Raw genomic sequence first — 12,718 nt, forward strand, 5'->3', positions numbered from 1 at the left:
TGCGATCGGATCGGTGCGAATCAGGGCAGTCGGGCGGCGATGTCGTCGATCAGCCACGGACCGTCGGTCTCGATGGTCTTCACGTCGTGCCAGCCCGCGAGCTCGGAGATGGCCCCACCCTGCACCGCGAACACCTTGCCGGTGATCGGGCACTTCTCGGTGGCCAGGTAGGCGACCAGCGGTGAGATGTTGGCCGGGCTGAAAGCGTCGAAGGCGCCCTCCTCCAGGTCCGCGGCCTCGGCGGCCATCATCTCGCCCATGCCCGGGGTCGCCAGGGTCAGGCGGGTGCGCGCGATGGGCGCGATGGCGTTGACGCGCACGCCGTAGCGGGCGAGTTCGTCGGCGGCGACCAGGGTGAGCGCGGCGATGGCTGCCTTGGCCGCACCGTAGTTGCCCTGTCCGGCATTCGGCACGGTCACACCCGAGGCGGAGGCGGTGTTGATGACCGCGGCGTTGGGCTGGTTACCCGCCTTGGACTGGTCCTTCCAGTACCCGGCGGCGTGGCGCAGCACCGCGGCGTGCCCCTTGAGGTGCACCGCGACGACCGCGTCCCACTGCGCCTCGTCCATGCCCGCGATGAACGCGTCGCGCAGGATGCCGGCGTTGTTCACCACCGCGTCGAGCCGGCCGAACTCCGAAACCGCTTGATCGATGAGGTTTTTCGCGCCCGCCCAATCGGCGATGTTGTCGGTGTTCGCGATCGCGCGCCCCCCTGCGGCCACGATCTCGTTCGCGACCTCCTGCGCGGGCCCGACGTCGACACCCTCGCCGGAGTTGCTGCCGCCCAGATCGTTCACCACGATCGAGGCGCCCTCGCGTGCGAACAGCAGCGCGTGCTCACGGCCGATACCGCGGCCCGCACCGGTGATGACGGCTACCCGTCCTTCGAGCAATCCCATGAAATTCTCCTGTCCAGCAAGTTTTTTCGCGAACGGCGTCACCCCGCCGACGCCGTTCGAAGGTGTCAATCCGCGATCTCGGCGCGGCCGTCGCTCAACACGACGTCGTCCCCGCGCAGCGTGCGGAAGGCATAGGTGGTGACCCCGTCGGCGGAGTCGAGCTTCCAGAGCTGGGTCCGCAGATCGTCGCCGGGGAACACCATCTTCGAGAACCGGACGGCGAATCGCTTCAGGCGCGCCACATCCGAACCCGCGACCTCGTTGAGCACGCCCCAGGACGACATGGCCATCGTGCACAGCCCGTGCGCGATGATGCCGGGCAACCCGGCCTCCTTGGCCACCTCGTCGTCCAGGTGCAGCGGCACCGGATCACCGGACGCCGGCGAATACCGGTACGTCTGGTCGAGATCCACGTGCGCGGCCGCTTCCGCCACCGGCGGCTGCTCGGCCAGCGCGGCGTCGAAACGGTGCGTGGGCGCGCCGTCGCCGACCCGCGGACCGGCGTTGACGCCGCGGAAGAACGCGGTCAGGTACTGCTCGTTGACCAGTTCCCCGTCCTCGGCGCGGGTTTCGATGAGGATCGTGATGGTCGAGCCGTTGTCCTTGCCCTCGAAGCCGATGGCCTTGGCGCGCGCGACCAGCGTCTCCCCGGGCCGGATCGGGCAGTGGAAGTGAAAGTCCTGCTCGCCGTGGACAACCCGGCCGAAGATGTCCATCGGCACGACGTCGAGAACCGGCACCATCATGGCGTCGAACACCGGCACGATGGCGAACACGGGCGAGGCGATCTCGCCCTTGCGATGCGCCTCGATCGGATCATTGGTGGCGGCGGCGTAGTCGGCCAGCCGTTCCGCCGTAACCTCGAAACGCTCTTCGTCGGACCAGGTGTTCAGGCCCGAGGCATCGAATTCGATAGGGGTGCCCGACATCTCAGGCCGCCGCGGCCAGCGAGTCGAGGGCGGTGAGGGTCTTGTCGAGCTGGTTCAGCCCGTCCTTCTCCACCGCCTTGCCCAGCGCGCCCTTGATGAGCGCGCCCTCGAAATCGCCGGCGACCGCGAAGTTGCTGCCGTCGCCCGCGGGGGTGATGTCGAACGTGAATTGCACCTTCACCCCGGCCATGCCGGTTCCGCTGAGCACCAGGCGATTCGGGGCGTCGACGTTCTCGACCTTCCAGACCATCTTGTTGGCCATGCCGAGCATGACGACCTTGGCGGTGAGCACCGCGCCCTCGGACAGCACGGCCGGCGCGTCCTCCATCCAGCGCTCGTGGATGCTGAACCACTTGTCCCAGGTCTGCGGGTCCGAGACCACGGCCCAGAGGGCGGCGGGGCTGGCGGTCAGGTCGCGGCTGGCTTCGATGTGTCCCATGTGAAAACTGCTCCTCGTCGAGTAGATCTGTGTCGGTCGGTGTTTCGCGCTGAACTCAGCGGTCCGCGCGCTGGTAGGCGGTGATGACGGCCGCGCCGCCGAGCCCGATGTTGTGCTGCAGGGCGGCGGTGACGTTGTCCACCTGCCGCTTGTCGGCGGTGCCGCGCAGCTGCCAGGTGAGTTCGCTGCACTGCGCCAAACCCGTCGCGCCCAGCGGATGTCCCTTGGAGATCAGGCCGCCCGAGGGGTTGACGACCCACTTGCCGCCGTAGGTGGTGGCCCCGGCGTCGATGAGCTTTCCGGCCTCGCCCTCGCCGCACAGGCCCAGCGCCTCGTACAGCAGCAGCTCATTGGCGGAGAAGCAGTCGTGCAGCTCGATGACCTGGAAGTCCTCCGGGCCCAAACCCGCCTCGGCGTAGACCTTCTCGGCCGCCTGGACGTTCATGTCGTAGCCGATGAGGTTCTTGGCGGTGCCGTCGAAGGTGGAGGCGTAGTCGGTGGTCATGGTCTGGCCGACGATCTCCACCGCCTGCGCGGCCAGACCGTGCCGGTCCACGAAGTCCTCGCTGGCCAGAATGGCCGCGCCGGAACCGTCGGAGGTCGGCGAGCACTGCAGCTTGGTGAGCGGGCTGTAGATCATCCGCGCGTTCAGGATGTCGTCCAGCGAGTACTCGTCCTGGAACTGGGCGTACGGGTTGTTCACCGAATGCCGGTGGTTCTTGTGGCCGATCTTGGCGAAGTGCTCGAGCGTGGTGCCGTACTTCTCCATGTGCTCGCGGCCGGCCGCGCCGAACATCCACGGGGCCACCGGGAACAGGACTTCCGAGATCTCCGCGAGGGCCATGACGTGCTTGGCCATCGGCTGTTCGCGGTCGTCGTAGCTCGAGCCCAGCGAACCCGGCTGCATCTTCTCGAAGCCCAGGGCGAGGGTGCAGTCCGCGAGGCCGCCGCGAATCGCCTGGGCGGCGAGGTAGAGCGCGGTCGAACCGGTGGAGCAGTTGTTGTTGACGTTCACCACCGGGATGCCGGTCATGCCGAGCTCGTACACCGCGCGCTGACCGGAGGTCGACTCGCCGTAGACGTAGCCGACGTAGGCCTGTTCGACCTCGCGGTAGTCGATGCCGGCGTCGGCGAGCGCCTTGGTGCCCGACTCACGAGCCATATCCGGGTAGTCCCAGTTGCTGCCGTCCTCGTTCTTGCGACGGCCCGGCTTCTCGAACTTCGTCATTCCGACGCCGACCACGTACACCTTGTTCGCCATCGAACTCCTCCCATCACGCCTGCGTGCTCCGAACAGAAACAAACATACAGAGATGTATGTAAGCACACAAGGGTGCGGTTCCGAGCAGGTTCGGAGCCGGGTCATGGGCGCGCGTCAGCGCCGGAATGCGAATACATACATTCCGATATGCATGAGCAAATGAGCAGCGCCCGGGCGATTCGCCCGGGCGCTGGAGAAAAGGCCGAGGTCAGTCGGCGATGACGATCCCCGGCAGCGACGCCGCCGCGATCACGCGCAGGTGCGCGCAGGCCCGGCCCCAGCGCCGCAGCGCGCGGGCCGGATCCGGTTCGATGAAGCTGGACACCAGGATTCCGCGCAGCGCGTCCATGGCGGTGTAGAGGAAATCGCGAGCGTCCTTGCGGTGCACCTCATCCGGCACGTACCGGGACAGCGCCATGAGCACCGCGTTGTTCACGAACGGCTCGACCTTGCCCATCTCCCGGGCCAGCACCGGATCGGTGCGCCCGGCGACCCACAGCTCCATGGCCGCGATGAACAGCGGACCCTGATGCAGCTCCCACAGGAAATCCAGCATGGTGGCAATGGAATCCGCGCCGTCCTTGATGCGGCCGATCTCCAGCATGGCGGCTTCGGTGCGGCGCTGGGCCAGATGGCTGATGGCCGCGACCACCAGGTCGGTCTTGGAACCGAAGTGGTGGACCATGGCCCCGCGGGTCACGCCCGCGCGCTCGGCGACCCGCGGCGTGGTGGTGCCCGCGTACCCGAACTCGACCAGACACTCGATCGTCGCGTCCAGCAGCCGCACCCGCATCTCGCTGCTGCGCTGCTCCTGGGTCCGGCGAGGTTGCTTCGGCGCCGCGGTCGTGGTCATCCCTGGATCGTACACTTACATACAAGAGTGTATGTAAACGGAGACCGAGCTCGTCAGGCGCTGCGGCGAGCGGCCCACAGGGTCACGGTGAACAGCAGCACACCCGCGACGGCCAGCAGCGTACCCACCAGTGCCGGGGCGGTGTAGCCGAAGCCCGCCGCGATCACCAGACCGCCCAGCCACGCGCCCGCCGCGTTGGCGATGTTGAGGGCCGCGTGATTGAGCGCGGCCGCCAGGGTCTGCGCGTCGTGCGCGACGTCCATGAGCCGGGTCTGCAGGGCGGGAGCGAGCGCCGCGCCGGACGCGCCCACGAAGAACGCCCCGGCCGCGGCCGTGAACGGATTGTGCGCGGCCGCGATGAAGGCGGCCAGGATGACGACCATGCAGATCAGCCCGCCGAGAATCGCGCGGTCCACGCCGCGATCGGCGAGCACGCCGCCCAGGATGTTGCCCGCGACCATGCCGAGGCCGAAGAGCATGAGCACGATGGGCACCAGGCCCACCCGCATGCCGGCCACATCGGTGAGCGTGGTGGTGATGTAGGTGTAGACCGCGAACATGCCGCCGAAGCCGACCGCGCCGACCAGCAGGGTCAGCAGCACCTGCGGGCGCCGCAGCGCACCCAGCTCGGTCCGCGGGTCGGTAAGGCGAATCCCGTGCAGATGCGGCACGTAACGAGAAATGGCGGCGACAGTGGCCAGACCGATGAAGGCGACGACCACGAAGGCGTCCCGCCAGCCCAGATGCTGACCGAGCCAAGTGGCGCTGGGAACGCCGACAACATTGGCGGCGCTCAAACCCAGCATAACCGCCGCAACCGCCTTGGCCCTTTGGCCCACCGGCGCGAGCGAGGCCGCGGCCAGTGACGCGACGCCGAAATACGCGCCGTGCGGCAGGCCGGACACGAAGCGCGCCGCGGTCAGCGTCGCGAAGCTCGGCGCGAGGACGGTGGCCACGTTTCCCAGGGTGAACGCCACCATGAGCCAGATCAGCAGCTTCTTGCGATCGACCCGCGCGGCCATGGCGGCGATCACCGGCGCACCGACGACCACGCCCAGCGCGTACGCGGAAACCACATGCCCCGCAACCGGTTCGGAGACGTCCATGGCTCCCGCGATATCGGGCAGCAAACCCATCGTGACGAACTCGGTCGTCCCGATCCCGAAACCGCCCAGCGCGAGCGCGAGCATCGCGGCGATCGGCCACCGCCGCTCGCTCTCCGGTTCGGCGGCCACCGCCGTCTCGGGCGCAGCGGCCACCGCCGTCTCGACCGCCACATCCCCGCCGGGCACAGAGTTAGCCATGAACGTGCGCAACACCCCGGCGCATCTCCCCCATCCCGCTTTCGGCGTGAGCCCACTCACCCGTGGCGATCAGGCACATGAACGCCCGGCCGGCGCGACGCGATCGGGTACCGCGTGGCCCGGACGACAGCACCGGGAGTCTCGGGACGCTAGTCACCGGCCGCGGCACGACGGGCACGGCCCGGCACCACGGCGGGCACCGAAGAGTGCCTCAGCGCGCGGCGCCGGCCGACTCGAAATGCTCCACGAGCAGCCGTGCGGTGTCCCCGGGCGCTTCCTCCGGAATCCAATGTGAGACGCCGGGCAGGATCTCGAGGCGGAACGGGCCGTCCACGAACCGCTCGGTCAGTCGTATCCCGCTCTCCAGCACCGCGGTGTCGCCGCTGCTCCAGATCTGCAGGGTCGGGACCGCGACCCGGGCGGTCAGCACGCGCGGGGAGGACAGCAGCATCGCGCGGTACCAGTGCAGGCCGCCGCGGGCGATCGCGCGGTCGCGCACGCGGTCCGAATCGCGCCGGATGTGTTCCTCGGTCTGCCCGAGTTCGCCGAGGATCCGGCGGAAAACGCCTGTCCGCAGGGTCAATTCGGGCAGCAGCGGCACCTGGAAGGCGTACATGTACCAGGACGCGACCACCTGGCGACTGGTGAGCACCGCGCGCGCGAACGCTCCCGGATGTGGAATCGACAACGCCGCCATGGATTTCAGCCCGGCCTGCACCGATCCGGCGACGGCCCACGCCAGCGCCGCACCCCAGTCGTGCCCGACCAGATGCACCGGCCGCCCGATCTGCTCGATCATGGCCGCGACGTCCCCGGCGAGTTCCTCGAGCCGGTACTGCCACCGCCACCGCGGCGCCGCACTGGCCACCGACCCGCGCAGGTCCGGCGCGAACGTCCGGTACCCCGCCGCGTGCAGCAGCGGCGCGACCGCGTCCCAGCTCCGCGAGTCCTGCGGCCACCCGTGCAGCAGCAGGACGGGTTCCCCGTCCACCGGCCCCGAGTCGATGACCGGGAAAACGAGCTTCCCCCGGCGAAATTCCGAAATACGAATGGCTACGTCGGTCCCCATTGACCTGCACCTCCAGCGCTCCGGCAATACCGCTTCAGCCTGACACATGGGCCATAGTGTGCGCTACCGTCGGTAACAGATAAATCTCGCCATTATCGTTTGCCCTGTGCGGCGGCCGCGGCGACGAGCGTCTTGCGCAGGCCCAGCACCGCGGCGAGCGCGAGCACGGTGACCAGGACGAAGCCGCCGCCGAGCAGTAGCGGCAACTGGGCCGCGTCCGTACTCGCCAGGCAATCCCCGCGGGGTTCGTCGGGCCCGCATCTCGGGCCGTCCGCCCTCGACGCCAGGACGAAGCACAGCACAGACATCCCCAGCGATGCCACCGCGAGCACCCACCCCAGCCGAATCCACAGCCGATGCCGCGACGGCAGCGCACGAACCTTACCCATGCCCAGTTCTTATCACCCGCAACGGAATCGCGGGCAGCACGGCGGTACGGACGCCGAAAACAGTTCGGGCACCCGCTGTTCCGCGTACTCGCGGAGGCAGGTGCCCGGATGCTCGGCGCGATGGTTCCGGCCGGGACGATCGGTCCCGGCCGCCATCGTTTCGCCGCTGCGCCGCTGTTCACGCCGGCGCGACTTTCTACTCGGACATCGATGACGTCCTTCACTTTCGGGGTGTATCCCGAAAGGTGCTGCGCTCCTTGGCCTTCGGGGGAACCCCCGAGAATCCCGCGGAGTTCGATCAGCGCAGGGTGCGGGCCAGGTTGGCGTCCAGCACGCCGAGGAACTCCTCGGTGGTCAGGTAGCCCTGGTCGCCGCCGACGAGCAGCGCGAGATCCTTGGTCATCTGCCCGTCCTCGACGGACTTGATGACGACATCCTCGAGGGTCTGGGCGAAGCCGATGACCTCGGGGGTGTTGTCCAGCTTGCCGCGATGCGCCAGGCCACGGGTCCACGCGAAGATCGAGGCGATCGGGTTGGTGGAGGTGGGCTTGCCCTGCTGGTGCTGACGGTAGTGCCGGGTGACCGTGCCGTGCGCGGCCTCGGCCTCACAGGTGCGGCCGTCCGGGGTCAGCAGCACCGAGGTCATCAGGCCCAGCGAGCCGAAGCCCTGCGCCACGGTGTCGGACTGCACGTCGCCGTCGTAGTTCTTGCAGGCCCAGACGTAGCCGCCCTCCCACTTGAGCGCGGAGGCGACCATGTCGTCGATGAGCCGGTGCTCGTAGGTCAGGCCCTGAGCGTCGAACTCGTCCTTGAACTCGTTCTGGTACACCTCTTCGAAGGTGTCCTTGAACATGCCGTCATAGGCCTTGAGGATGGTGTTCTTCGTGGAGAGGTACACCGGGTAGTTCTGCTGCAGGCCGTAGTTCAGCGAGGCCCGCGCGAAGTCCCGGATGGACTCCTGGAAGTTGTACATACCCATGATCACGCCGCCGTCTTCGGGCATGCGCACGACCTCGTGCTGGATCGGCTCGGAGCCGTCCTCGGGCGTGAAGGTCAGGGTGACGGTGCCCGCCTGGTGCACCTTGAAATCGGTGGCGCGGTACTGATCGCCGAAGGCGTGGCGGCCGATGATGATCGGCTTGGTCCAGCCCGGAACCAGGCGCGGCACGTTGGAGATGATGATCGGCGCACGGAAGATGGTGCCGCCCAGAATGTTGCGGATGGTGCCGTTCGGCGACCGCCACATCTTCTTGAGGTCGAACTCCTCGACGCGGGCCTCATCCGGGGTGATGGTCGCGCACTTCACGCCCACGCCGTGCTTCTTGATGGCGTTGGCCGCGTCGACGGTGACCTGATCATCGGTCTTGTCGCGGTACTCGATGCCGAGGTCGTAGTACTCGAGGTTCACATCGAGATACGGGATGATCAGCTTGTCCTTGATGAACTGCCAGATGATCCGGGTCATCTCGTCGCCATCGAGCTCGACGACAGTCCCTTCAACCTTGATCTTGGACATGGACTTCGTGTCCTCCTAGGAAGGTGGTGCTCCCATTGCACGGCCAGGTGAGCACGCTTGTGAGCGGGGACCCCGGCTGTTCAACAAACAACGTATATGCCCGGCGTTTCCTACGGGGCCTCTGGTACCAGGTCCGCATTCCGGAGCGCCAAGCAATACGAGCGTACTGCTGCTAGGAACCTCACCGCGCGGGCAGCCCCCGCTGTGCGGGACCACGCCCTCAGTTACCGGCGAGTAGGAGCCACGTCACGTCGCGTGCGGATCGGTATCACCGCGGGGTCGGACGTCCCGCCGCTCATCCGCCGGAACCATCGAACGCCGGGCGCGAGTCGGCCGCTCGGCACGGCCGGACCGCGGCAGCGCGGCCGAGCCGTCACGCTGTGACTCCACGGCTGACGCACACGGCTCGGCGCGCCGACGCCGCCACCGTCGGGTCGCGGCGATGCGGCGATGTCCACTGTCGGATCGCGGCGATGGCTCAGCGCCGGGGCGCGGGCATCCGGGCGAGCTGCGCCGCGACGGCGGCCGCCACCTCGGCCGCTCGCGCGCGATGCGACGCGGCGGCGGATCCGTCGCCGAGCGCCGTCGCCAGTTCGGCCAGCATGGCGTCCACGGGGCCGTACACCACCGAACCGGTGTCCAAGCCCGCCATCGTGCCCGCGCGCGGCAGCATGTCGCGGTAGCACTCCGCGATCGCGGCGCTGTCGCCCAGTCCGAGGGCGGCCCGCGCGCGGAAGCTCGCCATGACCGACCAGTAGTGGTCGCGCTTGACCGGGGCCGCCGCATCGAACACCGTCCGGGCCCGGTCGGTATCGCCCGCGTCGAGCAGGGCCGCCACGTAGGGGTACACCATGGCGTGCGGGGCGACCTCGTACACGCGGGCCAGGGGTTCGGCCAGTGCCGACAGGTCCCCGCGCGCCCAGCCGAGCATCATTCCCGAGACGAGCAGCAGTTCGGGGCCGTTCGCGGTGCCCGAGGCGATCATCTCCGCGCTGCGTTCGGCATAGACGCGTCCGGCGGTGTCCAGGTCGCCGTTCAGGACGGCGAGCACCGCCGAGAAGAGCGAGAGCACCGTCAGCATCTGGTTCAACTGGCCGCCGGTCGCGCACTCCAGTCCCCGATCCACTTCGGCGCGCGCCCGCAGGAGATCGTTCGACCCGCAGGCGATGAGGCAGCCCAGGAAGTGCGCGACCGCCTGGAACTCCACCAGTCCGGCGGCCGTCGAGACGGCGAGCAGTTCGGCGGTCAGCGCTGCCCGCTCGTCCCACAGCTCCGGACCGAGCGCGAGGAAGGCCCTGGCATTCAGTGCGGCGCACAGCGTTTCGTCGTCGCCGAGCGCCCGCGCGGTGAGCACCGCCTCGGCCGCGGCCGCCCGGGCGAGCGGGTCGTCGTCGCCCTCGACCTCGAACACCAGCGCCGTCAGCAGCCGCACCCGGTCGCCGGGCGAGAGTTCGCGGGCCAGCGCGGTTCGCAGCGCGTCGATCATCCGGGCGTCGGGCAGCCGCTTGTCCCGGGTTTCCCAGATCACCGGCGCTCGCCACGAGCCGAGCGCACACGCGATCGGATCGCGGGCGGGGTCGGGCGCGAGGTGCGTGGCGTCGGCCCGTTCGTGGACGCGGTCCAGGTGCGCCGCGATGATCGGCGGCGTGGTCGCACCGAGCACCGGGGACACCGACTCCCAGTCGGCGGGTGACGGCGACCGGCAGGGATCGGACGGCCCGCGCGCAGTGTCGAGTTCGCGCGGCACCGGCGACAACGAGGGCTCGGATGGCCCCGCGGACTCACGCGGCACGAACGGATCCCCGGTGAACTCACTCGGCCCGCGCGGGTCTCCCGACAACCGGGGCTCGGACAACCCCTCGGACCAAACGAGCGGAGCGCGAGCCGCAGCGCAGGCGTCCGGGCGATCGGTCCGGGAAGCGCCGGCCCCGGTGTCCGGCGAGTCGCGCTCCGATTCCGTTGTCCCGGGCGAGGTTCCGGCGAGAGCTTCCGCCAGGGTGAGAGCCCGGTGCCGCAGTGACCGGGCGGCCGCGTCGTTGCCGCCGTGTGCCAGTGCGCCCACCAGCTCGCAGCGGGCCTCCAGGATGGCGGTCCCGGCGGCCCGGTCGGAGCCGTCCTCGGGGTGGCCGGCGAGGGCGTGCAGTTCCAGGGCCGCCTGCCACAGCGGCGTGGCCTCGACGAAGGCCCGGCGGGCGGCGCTGTGGCGGGCCGCGGTCACCACGTGGCCGAGAGCCACGTCGGGACGCACGGCGTCGCCGCCCGCCAGCGCGTGACGGGCGAGCGCGTGCACATCGGGCGCCGCCGCCCGGGCCGCCACCCGCAGGGCGTCCCCGTGCATCCGGGCGCGCCGGAAGGCCGGAATCCCGGAGTAGACGGCATCGCGAATCAGCGCGTGCCCGAAGCGGATTCGACGGCCCTCGGTGCGCAGCAGTCCCGCCGCCACGACCGTGTCCACCAGATCGGCCAGCGCGTCCTCGTTCTCGTCGAGCAGCAGCGGCAGTACGCCGAACTCGGCGGCCTCGCCCCACACCGCCAGCAGCCGCAACATCCGCGCCGCCGCGTCCGGCAGCCGGGCGATCCTGCGGTGCAGCACATCCCGCACCCCCGGCGGCACCCCCAGCAGATCCCCCTCCGCCGCCGCGAGTTTCGCCAACTCGACCACGAACAGCGGATTGCCCCCGGTCCGCGCGCACACCAGCCGCACGGTGTCCTCGTCCATCCCGGTCAGCCCCGCCCCCTCCGCGACCGCCCGCACCGACCCGGCGTCGAGCCCACCGAGCCGACACCGCCCCACGGTCACCGCCGCCAATGCCGCAGAGGTGGCCCGTATCTCGTCCCGCACCTCCGACCCCCGCACCGTGACCGCGAACAACACCGGCGCCCCCGCCGTCCAAGCCACCACCTGCCGCAACATCTGCAAGGTCGCCCCGTCCGCCCGGTGCACGTCCTCCACCACGACCACGACCGGCTGCCGCCGCCCCCACCACGCACACCGCCCCGCCACCGTCCGTGCCAACCCGAACGCCGTGTCCCCGGCCGCCCTGCGATCCGAGTCGATTCCTCCGCCCAGCGAACGAAATCCCGAATCTCGAACCGCGCCTGCGGTATTCCGATCCGCGCTAGTGCGCTCCGGCTCACCACTCGAGATGGGTCGACCGACGCCCGCATCCGATGCGACGCCCGGGACGCCTCTTTCCGGAACAGCAGCCTGTTCCACGACTGCCTCGGCGTTCGAAACACCACCCGCACCATGGGCAACCCGGCCCACGCGAGAGAGATCCGCCTCTCTGTCACCGGAGGCGAATCCGTCACCACGCGCACTCTCTTCCGCACCAACGGCATTCGGCGTCTCGCCGTCGACCTCCGGAGCCGGGTACGACAGACCGACAGGCTCCGACTCCCCGCGAGCCCGCACAACTGTGACGGGGGTCGTCCTCGTCGACTCCAACTCGGCTGCCACATAGGACAACTCGTCGTGGATCTGCTGCCAGGCCCAGGCGGCCGGTGCGCCGTCGACCTCCGGGCAGCTGCCAACCGCCACCCGCCAGCCCGCCTCGGACAGGTCCCCGACTACCGAACCGACGAGGGTCGACTTGCCCGCTCCCGCTTCACCTTCGATCCAGACGAGTCGCGCTCCACCTCGGGCCGCTTCGCGGGCGGCGGCGTGCAGGACGGCGCGCTGTGCGGCGTAGCCGACCATCGCACCCGGACGCACGCGTGGGCGGTCTCCGAACGAAGCGGTGGTGTCCGCGGTCCGCTTTGGGCTCGTCGCCTCGGTCGCGTGCGGGATCGTGAGATCCCGTGCCTGCGGGGTGGAGTACTCCGATCCCGGGTGGACTACGCGGCCCGGCGCGGTCGCCGCTTCAGTGGGATGCGGCTCCGTGTGAGCCGCGATGGGATCCGAAACCGGCTCGAGCCCGGGCGGACTCGAAGCCCCGCGGATGATCGGCGGCCCGGCGGGGTCGGCCGTCCCTCGGGCCGGGCCCGGGGGGGGCCCGGGGGGCGGCGGGGGGGGCGCGGGCGCGGGGGGGGGGGGGGGGGGGGCCGCGGCGGCCGCCA

Annotated in this window: 10 protein-coding genes and 1 pseudogene; all 11 read right to left on the reverse strand. The window is 69.8% G+C overall.

Going from position 1 to position 12,718, the window contains the following annotated elements; genetic code table 11:
- Window positions 1–20 precede the first annotated feature (20 nt).
- Window positions 21–899 (reverse strand): SDR family oxidoreductase, encoded by an 879-nt coding sequence (locus ABZ319_RS32495; protein ID WP_354990362.1) that lies wholly within the window; start codon window positions 897–899, stop codon window positions 21–23.
- A gap of 65 nt (window positions 900–964) precedes the next feature.
- Window positions 965–1,828: a MaoC/PaaZ C-terminal domain-containing protein gene (locus tag ABZ319_RS32500; RefSeq protein WP_354990363.1), complete on the reverse strand. Its 864-nt coding sequence runs from the start codon at window positions 1,826–1,828 to the stop codon at window positions 965–967.
- A 1-nt stretch (window position 1,829) separates the two neighbouring features.
- On the reverse strand, window positions 1,830–2,267 hold the full coding sequence (locus tag ABZ319_RS32505) for an SRPBCC family protein (protein WP_354990364.1): 438 nt from the start codon (window positions 2,265–2,267) through the stop codon (window positions 1,830–1,832).
- Window positions 2,268–2,322: 55 nt separating this feature from the next.
- Complete coding sequence (locus tag ABZ319_RS32510) at window positions 2,323–3,528, reverse strand: lipid-transfer protein (protein ID WP_354990365.1); 1,206 nt, start codon at window positions 3,526–3,528, stop codon at window positions 2,323–2,325.
- Window positions 3,529–3,736: 208 nt separating this feature from the next.
- Entirely contained in the window at window positions 3,737–4,381 is a 645-nt protein-coding gene (locus ABZ319_RS32515) for a TetR/AcrR family transcriptional regulator (protein ID WP_354990366.1), read from the reverse strand.
- A gap of 53 nt (window positions 4,382–4,434) precedes the next feature.
- Window positions 4,435–5,571: an MFS transporter gene (locus tag ABZ319_RS32520; RefSeq protein WP_354990370.1), complete on the reverse strand. Its 1,137-nt coding sequence runs from the start codon at window positions 5,569–5,571 to the stop codon at window positions 4,435–4,437.
- 325 nt (window positions 5,572–5,896) lie between these two features.
- Window positions 5,897–6,754: an alpha/beta fold hydrolase gene (locus ABZ319_RS32525; protein ID WP_354990367.1), complete on the reverse strand. Its 858-nt coding sequence runs from the start codon at window positions 6,752–6,754 to the stop codon at window positions 5,897–5,899.
- Between the two features lie 92 nt (window positions 6,755–6,846).
- A complete protein-coding gene (locus tag ABZ319_RS32530) occupies window positions 6,847–7,143 on the reverse strand; it encodes a hypothetical protein (RefSeq protein ID WP_354990368.1) in 297 nt (98 codons plus the stop codon).
- Window positions 7,144–7,441: 298 nt separating this feature from the next.
- Window positions 7,442–8,659 (reverse strand): NADP-dependent isocitrate dehydrogenase, encoded by a 1,218-nt coding sequence (locus tag ABZ319_RS32535; RefSeq protein ID WP_354990369.1) that lies wholly within the window; start codon window positions 8,657–8,659, stop codon window positions 7,442–7,444.
- Between the two features lie 478 nt (window positions 8,660–9,137).
- Window positions 9,138–11,675: a hypothetical protein gene (locus ABZ319_RS32540; protein WP_354990371.1), complete on the reverse strand. Its 2,538-nt coding sequence runs from the start codon at window positions 11,673–11,675 to the stop codon at window positions 9,138–9,140.
- 435 nt (window positions 11,676–12,110) lie between these two features.
- Window positions 12,111–12,359 (reverse strand): annotated as a pseudogene (locus ABZ319_RS32545) (AAA family ATPase); the annotation flags it as partial.
- Window positions 12,360–12,718: the final 359 nt, after the last annotated feature.

This window comes from Nocardia sp. NPDC005978 (assembly GCF_040614455.1).
Classification (GTDB): Bacteria; Actinomycetota; Actinomycetes; order Mycobacteriales; family Mycobacteriaceae; genus Nocardia.